General features: G+C 57.4%; 20 protein-coding genes and 1 tRNA gene. 17 read left to right on the top strand and 4 right to left on the bottom strand.

Features of this window, described 5'->3' with window-relative positions; translation table 11 throughout:
* Positions 1-81 precede the first annotated feature (81 nt).
* From rplU to AOZ07_RS09390, 13 genes are all read left to right on the top strand, one after another.
* Positions 82-390 (top strand): 50S ribosomal protein L21, encoded by a 309-nt coding sequence (rplU, locus tag AOZ07_RS09450; protein WP_013349163.1) that lies wholly within the window; start codon positions 82-84, stop codon positions 388-390.
* 49 nt (positions 391-439) lie between these two features.
* On the top strand, positions 440-694 hold the full coding sequence (gene rpmA, locus AOZ07_RS18190; RefSeq protein ID WP_022875303.1) for a 50S ribosomal protein L27: 255 nt from the start codon (positions 440-442) through the stop codon (positions 692-694).
* 126 nt (positions 695-820) lie between these two features.
* A complete protein-coding gene (gene obgE / locus AOZ07_RS09440) occupies positions 821-2,410 on the top strand; it encodes a GTPase ObgE (RefSeq protein WP_060701769.1) in 1,590 nt (529 codons plus the stop codon).
* A 3-nt stretch (positions 2,411-2,413) separates the two neighbouring features.
* Positions 2,414-3,571, top strand: a complete 1,158-nt coding sequence (gene proB, locus AOZ07_RS09435) for a glutamate 5-kinase (protein ID WP_060701768.1) — start codon at positions 2,414-2,416, stop codon at positions 3,569-3,571.
* A 10-nt stretch (positions 3,572-3,581) separates the two neighbouring features.
* Positions 3,582-4,874, top strand: coding sequence for a glutamate-5-semialdehyde dehydrogenase (locus AOZ07_RS09430; protein ID WP_236995160.1), 1,293 nt, complete (start codon positions 3,582-3,584; stop codon positions 4,872-4,874).
* Between the two features lie 118 nt (positions 4,875-4,992).
* On the top strand, positions 4,993-5,205 hold the full coding sequence (locus tag AOZ07_RS09425) for a hypothetical protein (protein ID WP_060701766.1): 213 nt from the start codon (positions 4,993-4,995) through the stop codon (positions 5,203-5,205).
* Between the two features lie 2 nt (positions 5,206-5,207).
* Positions 5,208-5,813, top strand: coding sequence for a nicotinate-nucleotide adenylyltransferase (gene nadD / locus AOZ07_RS09420; protein ID WP_075972469.1), 606 nt, complete (start codon positions 5,208-5,210; stop codon positions 5,811-5,813).
* Between the two features lie 82 nt (positions 5,814-5,895).
* Complete coding sequence (locus AOZ07_RS18795) at positions 5,896-7,389, top strand: hypothetical protein (RefSeq protein WP_194943634.1); 1,494 nt, start codon at positions 5,896-5,898, stop codon at positions 7,387-7,389.
* A gap of 57 nt (positions 7,390-7,446) precedes the next feature.
* Positions 7,447-7,827: a ribosome silencing factor gene (gene rsfS, locus AOZ07_RS09410; RefSeq protein ID WP_060701764.1), complete on the top strand. Its 381-nt coding sequence runs from the start codon at positions 7,447-7,449 to the stop codon at positions 7,825-7,827.
* Positions 7,828-7,899: 72 nt separating this feature from the next.
* Positions 7,900-7,972 (top strand) — tRNA-Ala (locus AOZ07_RS09405).
* Positions 7,973-8,279: 307 nt separating this feature from the next.
* Positions 8,280-9,371 carry a magnesium and cobalt transport protein CorA gene (locus AOZ07_RS09400; RefSeq protein ID WP_060701763.1) on the top strand — a complete coding sequence of 364 codons (1,092 nt, stop codon included), beginning with the start codon at positions 8,280-8,282 and terminating at the stop codon, positions 9,369-9,371.
* Positions 9,372-9,401: 30 nt separating this feature from the next.
* Positions 9,402-10,019 (top strand): GyrI-like domain-containing protein, encoded by a 618-nt coding sequence (locus AOZ07_RS09395; RefSeq protein WP_060701762.1) that lies wholly within the window; start codon positions 9,402-9,404, stop codon positions 10,017-10,019.
* Positions 10,020-10,027: 8 nt separating this feature from the next.
* Positions 10,028-10,729: a DNA alkylation repair protein gene (locus AOZ07_RS09390; protein WP_060701761.1), complete on the top strand. Its 702-nt coding sequence runs from the start codon at positions 10,028-10,030 to the stop codon at positions 10,727-10,729.
* 48 nt (positions 10,730-10,777) lie between these two features.
* Here AOZ07_RS09390 and AOZ07_RS09385 read toward each other — a convergent pair whose 3' ends face one another.
* The 3 genes from AOZ07_RS09385 to AOZ07_RS09375 all read right to left on the bottom strand — a co-directional run bounded on the left by AOZ07_RS09385 (position 10,778) and on the right by AOZ07_RS09375 (position 13,951).
* Positions 10,778-12,163 (bottom strand): amino acid permease, encoded by a 1,386-nt coding sequence (locus tag AOZ07_RS09385; protein WP_060701760.1) that lies wholly within the window; start codon positions 12,161-12,163, stop codon positions 10,778-10,780.
* Positions 12,160-13,233, bottom strand: a complete 1,074-nt coding sequence (hisC, locus tag AOZ07_RS09380) for a histidinol-phosphate transaminase (protein ID WP_060701759.1) — start codon at positions 13,231-13,233, stop codon at positions 12,160-12,162. The genes AOZ07_RS09385 and hisC overlap by 4 nt, the downstream gene beginning before the upstream one ends.
* Positions 13,234-13,441: 208 nt before the next feature.
* A complete protein-coding gene (locus AOZ07_RS09375) occupies positions 13,442-13,951 on the bottom strand; it encodes an Lrp/AsnC family transcriptional regulator (RefSeq protein ID WP_060701758.1) in 510 nt (169 codons plus the stop codon).
* A gap of 660 nt (positions 13,952-14,611) precedes the next feature.
* On the opposite strand from AOZ07_RS09375, the gene AOZ07_RS09370 reads away from it, so the two are divergent.
* Genes AOZ07_RS09370 through AOZ07_RS09360 form a run of 3 tightly spaced genes read left to right on the top strand, consistent with a single transcriptional unit; the run spans position 14,612 to position 17,150 of the window.
* Positions 14,612-15,487 (top strand): VOC family protein, encoded by an 876-nt coding sequence (locus AOZ07_RS09370; protein ID WP_060701757.1) that lies wholly within the window; start codon positions 14,612-14,614, stop codon positions 15,485-15,487.
* A gap of 14 nt (positions 15,488-15,501) precedes the next feature.
* Positions 15,502-16,509, top strand: a complete 1,008-nt coding sequence (locus AOZ07_RS09365) for an epimerase (RefSeq protein ID WP_060701756.1) — start codon at positions 15,502-15,504, stop codon at positions 16,507-16,509.
* 11 nt (positions 16,510-16,520) lie between these two features.
* Positions 16,521-17,150, top strand: a complete 630-nt coding sequence (locus tag AOZ07_RS09360) for a pentapeptide repeat-containing protein (RefSeq protein ID WP_194943633.1) — start codon at positions 16,521-16,523, stop codon at positions 17,148-17,150.
* On the opposite strand, the gene AOZ07_RS09355 is transcribed toward AOZ07_RS09360, so the two are convergent.
* Positions 17,134-18,060, bottom strand: a complete 927-nt coding sequence (locus AOZ07_RS09355; protein WP_060703397.1) for a LysR family transcriptional regulator — start codon at positions 18,058-18,060, stop codon at positions 17,134-17,136. The genes AOZ07_RS09360 and AOZ07_RS09355 overlap by 17 nt on opposite strands.
* A gap of 77 nt (positions 18,061-18,137) precedes the next feature.
* Between AOZ07_RS09355 and AOZ07_RS09350 the strand changes: the two genes are divergently transcribed.
* Complete coding sequence (locus tag AOZ07_RS09350; RefSeq protein ID WP_060703396.1) at positions 18,138-19,862, top strand: FAD-dependent oxidoreductase; 1,725 nt, start codon at positions 18,138-18,140, stop codon at positions 19,860-19,862.
* The last annotated feature ends 120 nt before the right edge of the window (positions 19,863-19,982 follow it).

Genomic DNA, 19,982 nt, shown 5'->3' with positions numbered 1-19,982 from the left:
TTCATTGCACTCATTTATGGGTGTTCGGGTCGATATCTGCGCCGGTAAGACAATAAACGTCGAGTAGAAGTGAGTACCCACGTGGTGTACGCAATTGTCCGCGCAGGCGGCCACCAGGAGAAGGTTTCCGTTGGAGACCTCATCACCGTTGACCGTCTTCAGGCTGCCCCAGGTAGCTCCATCGAGCTTCCTGCTTTGCTGTTGGTAGATGGCGAGAAGGTAACTTCCGCAGCTGCCGATCTGGCTAAGGTCACGGTTACCGCTGAGGTTGTAGAAAACCTTCGCGGCGAGAAGATCGTTATCCAGAAGTACAAGAACAAGACCGGTTACAAGAAGCGCCAGGGCTTCCGTGCCGCTCTGACCAAGGTCAAGGTCACCTCGATCGCCTAATTCAGGCTGATCGTAATATCCATTTTTGTAGCGAAAGAGGCTAAAAGGCATGGCACATAAGAAAGGTGCGAGTTCCACTCGCAACGGTCGCGATTCCAACGCACAGTACCTAGGCGTAAAGCGCTTTGGTGGTCAGGAAGTCAAGGCAGGCGAAATCATCGTTCGCCAGCGTGGCACCCACTTCCACCCAGGCGCCGGCGTAGGCCGTGGCAAGGATGACACCCTGTTCGCCCTGGCTGCTGGTGCAGTCGAGTTCGGCACCCGTCGTGGTCGCCGCGTGGTGAACATTGTTGCTGCTGCCTAATTCAGGCATCAGGCAAATTTTTTAGTACAGAAGGGGTGGGCCGTTATTCGGTCCGCCCCTTGTGTGCGTAGATAGACTTTTTCTGCGAGAGCTTCTCGCAACCCCGTTCTAGGAGAAGATGGCCCCGTGGCTGCATTCGTTGATCGCGTAACCCTTCATGTCACCGCAGGTAATGGTGGCCACGGTTGTGTGTCCATCAAGCGCGAGAAATTCAAGCCGCTTGGCGGACCCGATGGCGGCAACGGTGGCAAGGGCGGCGACATTATCTTGCGCGTTGACCCGCAGGTCACCACGCTGCTGGACTTCCACCACCTGCCGCACCGCAAGGCCGGCAACGGCGAACCCGGAAAGGGCGGACTGCACCCAGGCAAGCACGGCGAAGACCTGATCCTCGGCGTGCCCGCAGGCACCGTGGTGAAGACCAAGGACGGGGACATCCTGGGGGACCTGGTCAACACCGGCGACGAATACATTGCCGCCATCGGCGGCATGGGCGGCCTGGGCAACGCGGCGATCTCCTCGGACAAGCGCAAGGCCCCGGGCTTCGCGCTGCTCGGTATTCCCGGAACCAGCCAGGACATCGTCCTGGAGCTGAAGTCCATGGCCGATATCGCGCTGGTGGGCTACCCTTCGGCTGGCAAGTCCTCCCTGATTGCCGCGGTCTCCGCAGCGCGTCCGAAGATCGCGGACTACCCGTTCACCACCCTGGTGCCGAACCTCGGCGTGGTACAGGCTGGCGAGACCCGCTTCACCGTAGCCGACGTCCCAGGGCTGATTCCTGGCGCTTCCGAGGGCAAGGGCCTGGGCCACGAGTTCCTGCGCCACGTTGAGCGCTGTGCCGCGATTGTGCACGTGCTGGACTGCGCATCGCTGGAGTCCGACCGCGATCCGATCAGCGACCTGGACACCATCGAAGCCGAGCTGGCGAACTACGAAGCCGACTCGACCTTCGCGGGCACCGACGGGACGATCGTCCCGCTGATCGAACGCCCCAAGCTGATCGCCCTGAACAAGGTCGACATGCCAGACGGTGCGGAAATGGCCGAATTCGTGCGTCCTGAACTCGAACAGCGCGGATATCGCGTCTTCGAGATCTCAGCCCTGTCACGTAACGGATTGCGTGAACTGTCCTTCGCTATGGCTGAATTGGTAGAACAAGCGCGAGCCGAACAGGTCGTTGAAGCACCGGTAGTCGAGGTGCCTGTGATCCGTCCGCGCTATAGCAACAAGGAAGAGTTCTACATTCGCCGCGAGGAACAAAACCTTGAGCCTCTGTGGCGCGTTATTGGCGAAAAGCCAGAACGCTGGATCATGCAGACCGACTTCCGTAATGATGAGGCCGTCGGCTACCTCGCTGACCGACTGGCCAAACTGGGGGTAGAAAACAAGCTATTCAAGGCCGGGGCCAAGCCGGGCGACGCTGTCGTCATTGGTTCCGAAGAAGATTCGGTGGTCTTTGACTGGGAGCCAACCATGGCTGCCGGCGCTGAATTGCTCGGCGGCAGCCGCCGTGGCGAAGACGTGCGACTCGAAGACCGCGGCAATCGAAAGACCCGCGAAGAAAAGCGTGCCGAACACGAAGACCGGAAGTCCGCCAAGGCTGCCGCTCGAGCAGAGCTGGAAGCCGAACGCAAGGCTGGCATCTGGACTGAATCGGTCAACGCCAAGAACGCAAAAAAAGCTGCTGGGAAGAAGGCAGCACAGGAGGAAGAATAAAGTATGAGTGAAAGTGCCACCAAGACTATTTCAGCCATTGCCTCTCCTCACGAATTGCCGGATGCACGGCGGCTCGTTGTAAAGGTTGGATCCAGCTCGCTGACCACGGTCAGCGGGGGGATATCCCATGAGAGACTGAAGTTTTTGGTGGACACTCTCGCCGAAACCGTGAACAACGGCACCGAGGTCATCCTCGTTTCCTCCGGCGCAATTGCCGCCGGCCTGGCCCCGCTGGGTTTGCCCAAGCGTCCCAAGGACTTGGCAACCCAGCAGGCCGCCGCGGCCGTCGGCCAGGGGCTGTTGCTGGCCCAATACACGCAGCTCTTTGAAGAACATGACCTGCGTGTTGGCCAGGTATTGCTCACGGCAGATGACTTGATGCGCCGTTCCTCCTATACCAACGCATTGCGTTCCCTGGTCAGGCTCTTGAACCTTGGCGTGCTGCCCATCGTCAACGAAAACGATGCGGTCGCAACCCGTGAAATCCGCTTCGGCGATAACGACCGCCTTGCATCTTTGGTAGCGCACCTTGTTAAAGCTGATGCGCTGCTGCTTTTCTCAGACGTCGATTCCGTTTATGACGCGCATCCTGAAGAGGGCGGAAGCCGCATTACCACCATCGAGCACCCCGATGAGCTTGAAGCGGTAGACCTGGGGACGCCTGGTGCTGCTGGCGTGGGCACCGGCGGCATGATCACCAAGGTTGACGCCGCAACCATGAGTTCTTCGGCCGGCATCCCTACCCTGGTGACCAGCACCGACAACGCCGCCAAGGCGCTGCGGGGCGAAGACGTGGGTACCTGGTTTGCCGCTAGAAACTCCCGCCGCTCTGCACGCGATGTATGGCTTGCCTACTTGGCAAGCATTGAAGGCCGCCTGATCCTTGACGAAGGCGCGGTCCAAGCAATTTCCCGAGGCACCAACTCGCTGCTTGCCGCCGGCATCATCGATGTAGAGGGGGCCTTCGAGCCCGGAGATGCCGTGGAAATCTGCGGTTCAGACCGCGTGCCTTTCGCCCGCGGCCTGGTGAATTACAGCTCTGAAGAGCTGCCGGAGATGCTTGGGCAGAACACCGGCGACCTGGTTGAGCAACTTGGCGAAGGTTACGATAAGTCGGTCGTGCATGTCGATGACCTAGCTTTGATCGAACCTATTTTCTAGGATGGAAACTATGAGTATCGACGCAGTACGAACAGAAGAACACCTCTCCGACGTCACTGGTTCGGTTTATCAGCTCGCTGATCGAGCACGCCGTGCCTCGCGAGTGCTCAAGCGCGCCAATCGCGACTGGAAAGACCGTGCACTGCTTGCGATCGCAGCAGGAATCCATGAGAACCGCTCCAAGATCTTCCTGGAAAATAAAAAGGACTTGGAGGCGGGGCAGGCTAATGGTACATCCGTGGCCATGCTGGATCGCCTGAAGCTTGATGACAAGCGCGTTGACGGCTTGGTTTCCGCATTGCATGAACTCGCAGGCCTACCGGATCCTGTCGGTCGCGTGGTTCGCGGCGAGACCTTGCCTAATGGTTTGCGGATGCGGCAGATCAATGTCCCGATGGGCGTCATCGGAACCATTTATGAAGCCCGTCCCAACGTCACGGTTGATATCGCCGGCTTGTCGCTGAAGAGCGGCAACGCAGTCTTGCTACGTGGCGGAACTGCTGCATTGCACTCGAACCAAGTCCTCGTTTCGATCATTCGAGACGCCTTGGAATCCGTTTCGCTTCCGCGAGATCTGGTGACCTCAATCGATCAGTTCGGTCGCGAGGGCGCCGACGCCATGATGGGTGCTCGCGGCAAGATCGACGTGCTGATCCCTCGCGGCGGCCGCGACTTGATTCAGCGTGTTGTCACCACCGCCAAGGTGCCGGTGATTGAGACCGGTGAGGGAAATGTCCACATTTTCTTGGATTCCTCGGCTGAAGAGCAAATGGCTATCGATATCTTGATGAACGCCAAGACCCAGCGCCCAAGCGTGTGCAATACCGTGGAAACCCTGCTGATTCATAAGGACTCGAAGGTTGCCTCGCCAGTTCTCAAGGCGCTTTCCGATGCAGGTGTCACTTTGCATGTGGATGCACGCGCTGCAGCCCTGGTACCTGATCTCAAGACCGTTCCAGCTCAGGACGAAGACTGGCGCGTTGAATACATGGATATGGATCTCGCAGTCAAGGTCGTCGACGACATTGACGAGGCCTTGGATCATATCCGCCAATACTCAACCGGGCACACCGAGGCGATCGTTACGTCGTCCTTGGCTGCTGCTGAGCTCTTCATTGCCGAGATCGAGTCGGCTGCTGTCATTGTGAATGCGTCGACCCGCTTCACCGATGGCGGACAGCTGGGCCTTGGCGCCGAAGTAGGCATCTCCACACAGAAGATGCATGCGCGAGGTCCTATGGGTTTGACCGAACTTACGACCACCAAGTGGATTGTTCAGGGCGACGGGCACGTTCGCAAATAGTTTCTGACCGCCGTTTTCGGTAGGATGTAGAAGAAACGTACCGTTACTTTTCGGACCGCTGGATCTTCGATAGAAATTGAAGATCCGGTGTCTTCCGTGGATACGACTGGAGATTTACTTGAACGCGCTGATTATGGCCTCCGAAGCCGCTGCCCCTGGCTTGAGTGCACACACTTGGTCCCTGCTGATCGGTGGCGGCATTTTTGTTGCATTGATGATCTTGCTATTGATCACCGTTTCCTACACCAATGTTGGCAACCGCCACTCGGTCAAGGACGAAGAACAAGATATTCACCGCCAGTTCAAGACGCACCAACCACATAGCCACTAGTCTTGAGCGAGCGGCAGCACAGTGACCGCCCATTACGCCTCGGCGTGATGGGCGGTACTTTTGACCCCATCCATAATGGCCACTTGGTCGCCGCGAGCGAAGTTGCGGCCGAGTACGACTTGGATGAGGTAGTTTTTGTACCCACCGGGCATCCTTGGCAGAAGGCCGACAAACAGGTTACCAGCGCGGAACACCGCTACCTGATGACCGTCATTGCCACGGCTTCCAATCCCCGGTTTACGGTAAGCCGGGTCGATATTGACCGTGAAGGTGCCACCTTCACTCGGGACACCTTGCTTGATCTGCGGGCACAACGGCCTGATGCGGAATTGTTCTTCATCACCGGTGCCGATGCGATGAGCCAGATCATGAGCTGGCGCGACATCGACCAGGTCTGGGACCTCGCTCATTTTGTTGGCGTGAGCCGTCCTGGGTACGTAATGAGCGATCTTGGCAGGGACAATGTTTCCCAGTTGGAGATCCCGGCGCTGGCGATTTCGTCGACGGATTGCCGAGTACGAGTCGCTCAGGATAAGCCAGTTTGGTACCTTGTGCCCGATGGTGTGGTGCAGTACATTGCAAAATATGGGCTGTATACCGAGTCGTAACCTCACATTAGGTGACGTAACACGGCATAATCTCTAGGTAAGGGTGACGGTATTTGTCTATGCGGTCGGGGAGAAGTACAGGATGAGCGATAACTCGCAGCCGGTTTCTAGCAGGCGAGCTCTGCGCGAAAAGCGACGTGCCGAAATGGAAGCATTGCTGGCAAGCAGCAAGGCAGAACAAGAAGCAAAAGAACTCGCAAGTGAGAAAAAGGCGGGAGAACCCGAGCAATCGGCAACGCCAGCGAAAGCTGATGCCGCTCCCGCAGCAAAGCCAACTCCGAAACCGGAAGCGGCCAAGCCACAGGCCGCAAAACCGACCCCGAAACCCGCACCGGCAGCTAAGACCAGCGCAGCAGCCCAGAAGCCTGCTCAGCAGCCCACTTCAAAGCAAGCCGATGAAGCGCCGCAAAGCCCAGGCAAGCCTGCAGCAGCGCCTGGCGTTCAAAAGCCAGCTCCGTCGAAGGACAATGACGAGCAGGCGGCCAAGCCTAAGCCAGCGCCGCAGGCCAAGGCTGCTGCGAAGAATGATTCGCCGGCCACTGAGCCGGCTAATGAGGAACCGGTGGGGGAGCGCGCATCGCTTCGTCGTGCCCGGAATCGTGAAGCTTTGCGTGAGCGCCGTCGTCTTGAAGGCGAAGTAGATGCGTTGACTAGCCACATTCCAACGGTTGAACCTGCGGACGACCCCAAGCCCCTGACTCGTCGCCAGCTTCGGTTGCAGGCATTGGCCGAACAAGGCAAAGCCGATCCGGCAGTCGCGCCAAAACCGGCAGCGAAGCCAGTCAATAAACCAGCTGCTGACGAAGATTCACCCGAAACTACGGTGATGAGCGTTGAGCAAGCACTTGCAGCGCGACGCGCGCATGCTCCGAAAGCGCCAATCGACCCGAACCTCTTGGGCGAAGATGACTCCGAGATTGATCTCGAAGTACTTGCCCATCAGCGTGAAATGGCAGCTCGTGCCGCCATTATTTCCCGCCGTGCCGCAGAACGCGAGCGCTTGCGTGTAGAAAACGCCAAGCAGGGCAAGGATGACAAGTCATCTGATCCTTTCACCGGCGCAATGGGGAATATTCGCGAGGTAGAAGACCGCATTGCCAAGACTGGCGTCCAGGGCCCCAAGACGCAAAGCGTGTCTCTCAATCTTGATTCTGACGGCAAAATCAGTTCCAAGAAGGATGAAGCTGCACCGGCTGCAAAAAAGCCTTCGGCTAAAACGGCTGACCCTGCCAAGCCAGCGCCAAAGCCAGCTGCGGCGAAGCCGGCGCCCAAGCCCTCTGCCAAGACTGCACCTAAACCTGCACCGAAGGCAGCTCCCAAAGTGGCCGCCAAGCCGGCAGCCAAAGCGCCAGCTAAGCCAGTTGCGGAGGCAAAAAAGCCAGCCGCGGCTCCTGAAGCCTCCCCAGAAGTTCAGATGCCGCGAATTGATGCTGTGAATGCCCAGGGGCTTGAGCCGTTGGATGTTCAAACACATGGCGTTCGTCGCGCCAACAATATGCTTATCGCCATGATCGTGGCACTGAGCGTCGGCGGTGCAGCGCTGATCGCCGGGCTGATCATGTTGCTCGGCAACTAGTTTCGTTGCAAAATTAAGTTCTCGATCTACACCTCTAACAAGGAGACACCCCACTCAATGGGAGCACACGCAGATTCAATTGCCCTCGTGAAGATTGCAGCACAGGCTGCATCTGAAAAGTTGGCAGAAAACATGGTCGCGCTAGATGTAGCGGACCGCCTGGGCGTCACCGACGCCTTCTTGATTGTCTCTGGTGGATCAGAACCGCAGGTGAACGCAATCGTTGATGAAATTCAGGCCAAGGTCCTGGAAGAATACAGCATGCGCCCGGTCCGCCGTGAAGGTTTTGGCTTGGGCCGTTGGGTCCTTTTGGACTACGGAGATGTTGTAGTCCACGTACAGCACCAGGAAGACCGCGTTTTCTACGCGCTGGAACGTCTCTGGGCTGATTGCCCGGTGATCGAGCTGCCTGAGGACCCGAAACAGCAGAACCAGTAATCGTGAATTTGCATCCTGATCAGGTAGTCATCTATGATTATGGAGTTGCCTGATCAGGGTAGCAATCCTTTTGGGGGTATGGCGCAGTTGGTAGCGCGTCTGCATGGCATGCAGAAGGTCAGGGGTTCGAATCCCCTTACCTCCACAAATTAAATCCTGGAATTCTTGAGAAAGAATTCCAGGATTTTTTATATTCAGGGCTTATTTTTTGGGTTCTTTGTATTCCCGGTTTTGCCTCGGCGCCGCTTTGCAGATTTAGAGCAACGTGCAACTTATGCCACCTGAATGAGGGGGACCGCGGTCGCACCCAACGTCGTGGTTCCATGCCTCGATCGGTTCCCCTGATGGGAGTGGTAATTAAGCCAAATCTCACGGCGCTTTGACTCAGTATGTGCGCCACAATTTGCTACTCACTTGCGATACTTGAACAAAATCGTTCGACCGGGAGCAACATGGCACGTATACAGCGACGGGCAATCCGAGCGCGGCAGGCCGGTAATGGCCAGGGCCCTGCGCATAGTTCCAAGCGCGTGCGCTATATCGATGACGGATCGGTCGAACTGGCGCCTTTAGGCGTTACCGCCGCAGAAGCGCTGGATTTCTGCCATAGCGGTGAGAACCGCATTGCCTTGTCGCTGTATCCCACCCCGGATGAAGCAGACATCCAGGAACTTGCAGAAGCCTGGGACCTGCATCCGGTACTCGTGGAGGATCTCCTGCACGCGCGACAGCGTCCAAAGCTTGAACGCTATGGTGATGTCCTATTGCTAGTTGTTCGGTCAGCCTTGTATCTCGACTCGGCCGAGGAGGTCGAACTCTCCGAATTCCACATCCTTGTTCGGCAAGGTTCGATAGCCGTCCTTTGCCAGGACCATCGCTGGATTGACGGAACCGATGGGCATGAATTTGCCGAGTCGATAAGCAACGGCAGCCTTCAACAACATCAAATGCTGCTCAAAGATCCACAACTGCTTCGGCTGGGCTCCGAGGCGGTCCTCTACCGGATCCTTGACGAGATTGTTGATGGCTACGCTCCAGTACTGCATGGCCTGGGAATAGACAAGGAACAGATCGAGCGCCAGGTATTCAGTGGAGACGCGGCAGTGACCGAACGCATTTATCGATTGAGCCAAGAAGTGATCGACGTGCTCCACTCCACTGCCTCGCTCCTGGAAGTCGTAAGGTCCCTCGATGACGGATTTAAGAAGTACCCGGTTCCCGAGGAACTGGAAACTTATTTGCAAGATGTCACGGACCATCTCACCAGGGCTAATGCCCAAGCACTCGAGTATCGTGACGCGTTGTCTCAAATCCTGAATGTGAACGCCACGCTGGTGGCTCAACGCCAGAATGAGGATATGAAGAAAATTTCAGGTTGGGCCGCAATTTTGTTTGCACCCACCTTGATAGCCGCGGTCTACGGCATGAATTTCGACAATATGCCGGAGTTGCACTGGGCCTTTGGCTATCCAGCTGCAATATTGCTCATGGTTGGTTTCGCCGCCGTGCTTTATGGTGTTTTCAAATGGCGCAAGTGGTTCTAGCCGGCGGGCAACGCGGGGGGAGAAGAAGCCATGGCAGAAAAAATTGATTTCAAAAAGGCGACCGGCAGCTACCGTGCCAAACATGGGGAATTCCGTATTTTGCAGGTTCCAGCGATGCACTATCTCATGATTGATGGACAGGGCGATCCCAACCTCGAGCGAACATATACCGAGGCGTTGGAAACGATCTATCCCGTAGCCTACAAGCTCAAATTCGCCAGCAAGCAAAACGGGCAAGACTACGTGGTCCCACCCTTGGAAGGATTGTGGTGGGCCGATGACATGAACTCGTTCACGACTGAACGCGATAAATCGAAATGGTCCTGGACTCTCATGCTGATGGTTCCCGAATGGCTCAACGCCGATGATATTCAAGCCGCTGTTGAAGCAGCTAAGTCGGGGCGAGACCTGCCAAGCATCGAAAGGATGCGGTTCGAGTTGTTGGATGAAGGCCAGTGCGTACAGACGCTGCATCTCGGATCATATGATGAAGAAGGGCCCGTGCTTCGAAAGATGCATGAGAATTTTATTGTCGGGCATGGCTTGCGGCTTACCGGCAAACATCATGAGATATATCTTGGAGATCCGCGGAAAGTAGCGCCAGATAAGCTGCGCACTATTCTGCGGCAGCCTGTGGAATCGCTGTAATTGAACCAATGATGGAGGAGACGTTGAGCAGTCAGCTCGGACCTGAAAGTACAGTGGCAGAAATCCAGCATGCACTGGCGGAGCTGGAAGATCCCAAGGCGCGAGCAGTCAATGAACGCCACGGTGATGATTTCGGGGTCAACCTTGGCAAGCTCAGGGCGATAGCCAAGGCCCTGAAGACCAACCAGGACCTGGCCCAGAAGCTGTGGGATACGAAGGAAACCCCCAGCCGCCTGGTAGCCCTCCTGATTGCTAAACCCCGCAGCTTCACATTGGAACAATTGCAGGCCTGGAGCAAGGAAGCCAGCACGCCAAAAGTGCAAGCCTGGTTCCTCAGCTACATAGTAAAGAAAACCAAGCTGCTTGAAGAGCTGCGCGAAGAGCTGATGCGGGAAAACGACCCGGTTCAGTTGGCGGCAGGGTGGGAACTCACCGCACACCAAGTCGCCAAGGACCCGGGAAGACTCGACCTGCCAGGGCTGCTGGATATCATCGAAGACCAGATGCTCGATGCACCGGATCGCCTGCAATGGGCAATGAACACAACCCTGGCCCAGATCGGTATCGAGCATGCAGCCTTGCGCGAACGCGCACTGGCAATTGGCGAAAAGCTCCAGGTGCTTGCCGATTATCCAACTTCGCCCGGATGCACCTCGCCATTTGCGCCCATCTGGATCAACGAAATGGTGAAGAGAAAAGCCCAGGCCTGATTCACAGAAGTGAATCAGGCCCAGGCTCGGTCAAACCACGTTCGCTGGCTACAGGCCGCTGTCCTGTTCAGCATCTGCCTCTTGGCGCAGGAGCAATTTGGATATAACCCAAATTGCGGCAGTCAGGCCACCGGTCAACAGCAGCTGGGTACGAGCCGCAGGATCGGTCATCGCTACGACAACAATTGCCGCCAAGACCACGATCGTGGCGATGGACAAGCCAGGGAAGCCCCACAGCCGCAAGGGGAGTTTCTCGCCCTCGCGATCTGCCCGCCGGCGCAAGATCAGCTGGGTCACAGCGATGAATGACCAGATGAAGATGATGGTGGAGCCAACTACGTTGAGCAGGATCGGCATGACCGCATCTGGCCAAATCCAATTCAACCCGACCGCCAGGAATGAGAACGCCACGGAGCTGATCACTGCCTTGGCTGGAACGCCCTTCCCAGTTACGTGGGTGACGCTGCTCGGTGCAAGTTTTCGCTGCCCGAGTGAATACAGCATGCGTGATGAACCGTAGATGTTTGCATTCATTGCTGAAAGCAGTGCAACGACGACGACAGCATTCATCAGCAGGCTCACGCCTGGAATATGCATGACGGCCAGGGCCGCGGCGAATGGGCCTTCAACCACCGAAGGATCATTCCAGGGCACCAGGGCGATGATGATCAAGATTGAGCCGAGGTAGAAGAAGAGGATGCGCAGCATCACTGACTTCACTACTCGCTTGATGTTACCGGCGGGGTCCTTGGATTCGGCCGCAGCGATCGAAACGACTTCGGTTCCGCCGAAGGAGAAGATCACGATCAGCACGGCGGCGGCGATGCCAGCCATGCCTCCTGGCGCGAAGCCGCCGTGGGCTGCCAGGTTCGCGAATCCAACCGGTTCATCGGTAGGAATCACGTGGGCCAGCACGAGCGCGCCAAAGACCAGGAAAGCAATGATTGCTGCGACCTTGATGACCGCAAACCAGTACTCGAAGCGGCCATAGTTTCGAACGCCTAAGAGGTTGGCCCCGGTGAGCACCACGACGAAGCCCAGAACCCAGGCCCATTGCGGCAAGGCCGGGAACCATGCAGCAGTGATCGCAGCGGCGCCAGTGGCCTCAGCGGCAATGACCACTACTAGTTGCACCCAGTAAAGCCAGCCCAAGGTGCTGCCCGCGCTGCGTCCCATGGCCTTGTGCGCAAAGGTGCTGAAGGCCCCCGAGGACGGATGCGCCGCAACCATCTCTGCCAGCATCGCCATGATCACGATGATGACCGTGCCGGCGAGCAGATAGGAAATAAGCACTGCCGGGCCGGCAATCGAAATCGCTTGACCCGAACCAACGAACAGGCCGGCGCCTATCGCACCGCCAAGCCCCATCATGGAAATCTGGCGTTGCGTCAGGCCGGTGTGCAGCTGGGCTTCGGTGTTTTTCACTGCCGTCATGCGGTGGCCGCCTCTGCAGATGCAAATGCAGGCAAAGCCGCCAGCACGCGATTGACGTCTTCTTCTGTACCGGAGGAGATGCGCAAGCCATCACCGGGGAAGGCGCGTACTACAACGCCGCCGGCGGCAAGCTGTGCTTCCAAGTCAACGGTGTCAGCCCCTGCGCCGACCCATACGAAGTTGGCTTGGGATTTGACTACCGGATAGCCTGCCTGGGCCAGCCCCTCATACATTCGTTCACGCTGAGCTACCACTTCCTCGATGCGCACAGCCAGCTCGTCGATCGCAGCCAGCGACGCGACAGCAGCACGCTGGGCCAAATCGGAAACTCCGAATGGCACAGCGACCTTGCGCAGGTTATTGGCGACTTCAAGGGGGCTGATTGCGTAGCCGATCCGCAGTCCAGCAAGACCGTAGGCCTTGGAGAAGGTATGGAGGACCGCAACGTGCGGGTATTTTCGGAATAGCTCGATGCCGTCAGCACGTACTTCGGACCGGTCGAAGTGCACGTAGGCTTCGTCAACAACGACGAGTATGTTCCGTGGCACCGCGTTGATGAACTGGTCCAGCGCGTGCGCCTCAACGACCGTCCCTGTGGGGTTGTTCGGGTTGCAGATGAAGATGAGACGGGTCTTGTCGGTGATGGCCTCCAGCATGGCTGGCAGGTCGTGGCGGGACTCGGCGTCCAGCGGAACCTCTACAGGTGTAGCTCCCGCAATGCGAACCAATGATGGATATGCCTCGAAGGAGCGCCACGCATACATCACTTCATCGCCTTCGGCGGCGACCGCATGGATGATCTGTGCGGCGACTTCAACTGAACCAGCACCCAGCGTGACATGCTCAGCGTCAATGCTGAACTGCTTGCTCAGTGCTGCGGTCAGCTGGGGCGCGGCAATGCTTGGATAGCGGTGGATGTTCGCCAGGCCCTCCTGGATGCTGGAGATCACTGAAGGCAAAGGGGTGTGTGGCGATTCATTCGATGAGAGTTTTGAAGCTCCAGCGGGTGCGGGCTTGCCCTGCTTGTAAGCGGGGACGTCCTGCAAGGAAGGGCGCTGGTGAAGGGTCATGAGTTTCCTCTCTGACTGCCACCACTGCATGATGCTGGCAATCGTTCAAACAGCAAGGACGTGCACTGATGTCTTCAGCCGTGGCCTTGCTCATATTCTCGCGTGTCGCGATTCACAAGCAATGACTGTAGATTGATCGAATCAGCGGTGCAATCGACATCCGCTGGCCTATGCAGGTTGCATAGCAGTAATTGCCCATCCCTCTATTTTACTGGTCAATCTGCATAGTCTTTTCCTGCTCCGGTTCAGTCTTAGCGCATGCGGCCACCAGCGGCAGTGTTCGCCCTTGGAAGTGTTCATGCAAGGCAAAGGAAGATGAAGTCCTGGCAACCCCGGACACGCGGTTGATCCGATCAAAAATGTCTTGAAGGTCCTCCGCCGTTTGCGCAACCACGCGCAGCTGCAAATCAGAATTTCCAGTCACGGTATACATATCGATGATTTCGGGGATCGTTTCTTCTAGGGCTGAAGCCACTGGCCCGTGTCCGTAGCGCTGGATGATTTCAACCTGGCAAAAGGCGACAAGCGAGTAGCCGAAACCTGCCGGTTCAATCCGCGGAATTATTCCGCGGATCACCCCTGCCTCATGCAGACGGGTCAACCGGCTGCTGACGGTACCGCGGGCAACGCCTAGGCGGCGTGCGCATTCCATCACCGGCAGCATAGGGGAGTCGGTGAGCAGCTCGATAAGGTCTGCATCCAGGCGATCAATGCGCACTGTGGTCCTTTCAGAGAATTCAGTCAGTCATCCAAGGCTAACTCTCCAAGCTGGGCGCATGGAGCAGCAGCTTCCCACGGTGCTTCTCGCCAGCCGGAACCCTGGACAAAATCCGAGCCGCGGGTCTTCTGGGGACAGGGGTTGGCTGGAATCAGCAGCCGTCCTGCACCAGCCGGCTCTCGTGAAGTGCAGGCCACGAGCAGAATTAACGAGTTGAGCAATTTGTCGTGAACACCAGTGGCCCCGATCTCCGGCCTAGGCGCACGGGCAATTACCGGTGCATCCCGCGAATGGCCCCCACTTCACGGTGCACCTTTGCCACGATTGGATGGCGCTGGCAACGCGTGGAAGCTGGCTACGACGACTCGATTAGGCCCGGCTCCATATGTGCCTTGTGCACTTCTATCGGTAAGTTTGCCGAGTCCCGGTCGACCTTGCGTCCCCAGAGCATCGGGACGCGAAGTTTTCCCTCGACCTGCCTGGGCAATTGTCGTAGGTAAGGCCCACGCAACAAGTCGAACGATGGACGAATTTTCCTGCAGGACAAACACGGAAAAACTCGGCGGTGAATCCGGGCTAAAAGTTCTCTGATGCATCTGTTTTTGTTGCATTCTTCGCGGTACCGTGAAAGCGTCATTCAGTTACCCGAGAGGTTTCGTCATGCAAAAGCTCACCGTCAACCTATGGATGCAGGGAACGGCCGGAGAAGCCGGGGAGTTCTACGCGGCAGCATTGCCAGAGGCCAAGACAGAGATTGAATCGCGCTACCCAACAGAAGGCCTGTTGGATTTCCAGCAACCGCTTGCCGGCAAGCCACTCACCGTCTCGGTGTGGGTCCGCGGCACAAAAATAACACTGATCAATGCCGGCGAAGAGTTCGCACCCAATGCTTCGATTTCGATGATCCTAAGTTTCAACACCGATGAACGCGATGTCCTGGATGCAACCTGGGCGGCCTTAGCCGAAGGGGGTAGCGTGCTCATGCCGCTGGACACCTACGATTTCAGTTCACGCTATGGCTGGGTGAGCGATAAATATGGTGCCTCCTGGCAGCTGATGGAATCCGCAGAGCCAGTGTCTGAAAATGCAAGGGTCATGCCATGCCTCATGTTTGGCGGACAGGCCCAGAACCGGGCAGCCGAAGCCATCGAGTTCTACGGTCAAGTGCTTGGCGCCAAGCTGGAAAGTGCCTTCCCTTATGGGCAAGCTACCGAAGTCGCCACGGCAGAATCGCTGATGTTCGCCCAGTTCTCCTTGGCTGCGGATGCCGTTGCGGCAATGGATTCGGGCGTGCGCCAAGACTTCTCATTCACGCCCGGTGTCTCGCTGGAGTGGCCGTGTGATGGCCAGGAAGAAATTGACCGCGTTTGGGAGGCGCTGTCGGCCGTGCCGGAAGCTGAAGCCTGCGGCTGGCTGACTGACAAATTCGGAGTCAGCTGGCAAATCGTACCGTCCAATATGGGCGAGCTCATGGAGCGCCCTGGAGCATTTGAGCATATGCTGAACATGAAGAAACTGGTGATCAACGACTTCTAGAAGGTGGAGGCGCGATGGACGGGAATGCGCGGCGGGCAGTTGTTGCTGGAGCCAGCGGGTTCATCGGCCAAAGGCTAGTGGCCGAGCTGCGATCAGCTGGCTATGACGTTTCCACCATTGGGCGTGGTCCCCATTCGTCGGTGCCGTGGGGTGATGCCCAGGGAATTTCCCGTCTTATTGATGGCGCGCAGTTGCTCATTAATTTGTCTGGGAAAAACGTCGGTTGCCGTTACACCGAGGCGGCGCGCGAGCAGATCTTGGCTTCACGTGTCGATACCACGCGAGCCTTGCATTCCGCCGTGGCCCAGGCAGCACTTCCGCCGCAGTTGTGGCTCAATGCATCAACGGCCACTATTTATGAGCACAGCATTCACAAGCCCAATACGGAGTCCACCGGGATCCTCGGCGAGGGGTTCTCGGTGGACGTTGCTCGCAATTGGGAAGACGAATTCTTCACGGGAAAACTGCCCAGCACTCGACGAGTGGCCCTGCGCATGGCGATCGTGCTTGGGGATGGCCCAGCCACGCGCAAATTGCTGGCTATTGCCCGCCTCGGCCTGGGCGGGACGCAACATGATGGGTGGTGGCCTTCACACCGCAGGTACCGCGGCATCGGACCGCATCCAAGCGGCCCAGTGTGTAGCGTCTGGTATCGCACCGCTGGACAACAGCGTTTCAGCTGGATACATGTCGATGACGTGCTCGGAGCCATCTGGCACGTGATTGAACATCAGGAGATTTCAGGGGCAGTAAATCTGGCAGCTCCGAACCCTGTAGTGAACCACGAACTCATGGCGAGCCTGCGTCAAGCTGTCGGACGGAAGATCGGGCTGCCCGTATATCGATGGATGCTGGAACCAGCGATGTTCCTGCTCCGGGTGGAACCTGAAATGCTGCTTAAGTCCCGATGGGCACTGCCGGAAGTTTTGCAGGCTACTGATTACCAATTTAAGTGGCCGCAGCTCGAAGCTGCCTTAGCTGATATTGTCGGAAGCCTTGGAAAAAAATCCGCATCGCATTAAGGATGTACCACTTGAACCCCAAAATTCGTCCGTTCACCTTGCCTGCATTGACAGCCGGATTTGCCGGGGATCTTGGTGGCGGCGAGTATGTGGAACTGCTGCACTTTGAGGGTATTGATACTCCGGTGCACGCGGATGATGCCAGGCTTGAGGAATGCCGGTTCACCGGGGTAGCGCTGGAAACGTTGCGCAACGCCCGGCTTTTGCAGTGTGAACTAAAACAGATTGGCGCCCCGTCGCTCAACGCCGCCGGAGCGTTCCTCAACGATGTGCGGGTGACCCACAGCAGAATAGGTTCGGGCGACTTTGCCGGGGCCGAGTTGGATGGCGTCGTGTTTGAAAACTGCAAATTCGGCTGGTTGAACCTGCGCCGAGCCAAGGTTCGCGACGTCGTCTTCCGCAACTGCCAATTTGAAGAGATCGATTTTGGCGGCCAGATCCAGAGAGTGAGTTTCACCGACTCGCGAACCTCGGTACTCAACTGCGTTGGCGCACAACTTCGCGATGTTGACCTTCAAGGCCTGGACTTCGCTCAAATCGAGGGGCTTGAGGCGATGCGAGGGACCCAAATCAGCACCCTGCAGCTAAGCCTGCTGGCCGAGGAGATGGCCGGCCATTTGGGGATCAAAATAGCGACGTAATTTGCTCATGTCGAGCAGACAGGAGTTTCGCGGTATTCTCAATCAATCCGTGCATGGCGGACGCAGCTCGGGTTAGCGATACATCGCGTCGGTGGGCGAGTCCGATGGTGCGGACCAGCTGCGGGTCGCGCAAGGCTATGGCGCGAATTCCCGGAGTTTCCAAGGCTACGGTCGCCGGCACCACAGCAACACCCAAACCCCGATGGACAAAGCGCAATACAGCATCCATTTCGCCGCCCTCCACTACGATATTCGGAACCAGTCCAGAGGCCTTATAAGCCTGGGCGGTGCTTGCGCGAAGGTCATAGCTGTGGGAGAACGCCAATTGCGCGATCGGTGCCAGATCCTTGAGAGCCAGGCAAGTTGCTTCTGCCAAATGCGGGCGCTCTAGCGAGTCGATCACTACCAACTGCTCTTCCAGAAGTGGCAGATTCTGCAGGTTCTTTTCGTTCACAGCGTGCTCTGACGTGACAATAAGTGCAAGATCCAGTTCTCCGCCGGCTAATTGCTCCAAGAGGCGGTGCGACCCTGCTTCGAAAATTTGCAGCTGCACGCCAGGGTAATTCTCGCGGTAAATCTCCAATACTTCCGAAACTAGCGAAACACACAGCGTGGGAGGTGCGCCGAGCCGTACACGTCCGCGCCTTAATCCGGCCAAATCCGCCATTTCGCTGCGAATGGTTTCTTCATCGGCCAGCATTCGCCGTGCTCGGGGGAGCAGCGCCTGGCCGGCCGCGGTAAGCGAGATATTCCCTCGGGCGCGATGAAAAAGTTCGGATCCCAGCTCTTGTTCGAGAGTGGAGATTTGGCGGCTCAAGGAAGGCTGCGTGAGGTGCAAAAGTTCGGCTGCGTGAGTGAAGTGCCCCACTTCGGCAATCGTAATGAAGCCGCGCAATTGCTCTAGATTCATGTGCATAGCATATCGCTATCGTAATCATGCCGATAATTCATTGGACGTATTCCCAATGCCGGCAGATGCTGGGAAACATGAGAAAAGAACAGCAGGTAACCACGTCAGTACTCGTCATCGGAACCGGTGGTTCTGGCTTGAGAGCAGCAATCGAACTGGCAGAAGCGGGCACCGATGTTTTAGCCGTAGGCAAGCGTCCAAAGCACGATGCACACACCTCCTTGGCCGCTGGCGGGATCAACGCGGCTCTCGGAACCATGGACGAGGAAGACAGCTGGCAGCAACACGCGGCGGACACCATCAAGGAAAGCTACTACTTGGCGGACCCGCGAACCGTACAGGTAGTTGCCCAAGGAGCACAGCGAGGGATCGAAGACCTTGAACGCTATGGCATGAACTTTGCCCGCGAACAAGACGGACGCATTTCGCAGCGCTTTTTCGGGGCGCACAAATTCCGCCGGACAGCTTTCGCCGGCGACTACACGGGACTGGAAATTCAGCGAACCCTGATCCGCCGCGCAGAACAACTGCAGATTCCGGTTCTGGATTCCGTCTACATCACTGAACTGCTCGTAGCCGAAGGCAAGATTTTCGGAGCCTATGGCTTTGATGTCAACGACGGCACCGGATACCTGATATACGCCGATGCCGTCATCCTGGCTGCGGGTGGGCATAACCGCATCTGGCGACGCAGCAGCTCCCGGCGCGACGAAAACACTGGCGATTCCTTCCGCCTGGCAGTCGAAGCTGGCGCACGGTTGCGTGACGCTGAGCTTGTCCAGTTCCACCCTTCAGGCATTATCGAGCCTGAATCGGTCGCGGGCACCCTGATCTCAGAGGCAGCTCGCGGTGAAGGCGGAATATTGACCAACGCGCTAGGCGAGCGCTTCATGGAACGCTACGATCCTGAGCGCATGGAACTATCCACGCGAGATCGGGTAGCCCTCGCGGCCTATACCGAAATCAGTGAAGGCAGGGGCACAGACAAAGGCGGGGTGTGGCTGGATGTTTCCCACCTGCCGCGAGAGACCATCATGTCCAGGCTGCCGCGGGTGTACCAGAGCATGCTTGAAGAGCAGATGCTCGATATCACCCAGGAGAAGATCGAGATTGCGCCAACAGCGCATTACTCCATGGGCGGTGTCTGGGTGGACCCTCTCACGCATGCAACGGAAGTTCCGGGGCTTTATGCCATTGGAGAGGCATCCTCAGGATTGCATGGGGCCAATCGGCTGGGTGGCAATTCGCTAATTGAACTATTGGTCTTCGGGCGCATCGTAGGGCAGGAAGCCGCTGGCTATTCTCGTGCACTGATGTCCCACCAGCGCTCACAGCAAGCCATTGACCAGGCACGGCATTCCGTGCAGTCACTGGTGTCAGCCGACGGTGAAGAGAATGTGCGCAGCTTGCAGCGAGCCATTCGCGACGTGATGACTGCGCATGCTGGAGTGGTGCGAAATGAAGCCGGGCTCCAGCTTGGCTTGGAAAAGCTGGGCGAAATTGAACAACGAATGCAAAATATCGGTATCCATCCAGACATCGCCGGTTTCCAGGATCTCTGCCACGCCTTCGATTTGAAGTCATCAGTCCTTGCCGCACGAGCCACCTTGGAATCGGCGCTGGAACGCAAGGAAACGCGCGGCTGCCACAATCGCAGCGACTATCCCATGACCGACCCCGAACTGCAGGTGAATCTGGTGTGGTCCCCACAGGGCATCGTGCGTGAATCCCTCCCGGAGATACCGGCCGAAATTTCATCGCTGATCGCCGAAGTATCCCAGGTGGGAAAACTCGTCGAATAAAGGCCGGTTTTCCTGCAGGGAAACTCTTCATTACTGCTCTTCGAATCTGAAGCGTCGCCATCGAGCGCCCCTTGGTATTCGGGGAGCAGTTTTGTCATGTCCTAGGTGCATCAGGTGCAA

This window comes from Glutamicibacter halophytocola, from assembly GCF_001302565.1.
GTDB classification, from domain to species: domain Bacteria; phylum Actinomycetota; class Actinomycetes; order Actinomycetales; family Micrococcaceae; genus Glutamicibacter; species Glutamicibacter halophytocola.
The sequence above is the reverse complement of the archived record's forward strand: the minus strand, read 5'-3'. Positions and strand labels throughout refer to the sequence as shown.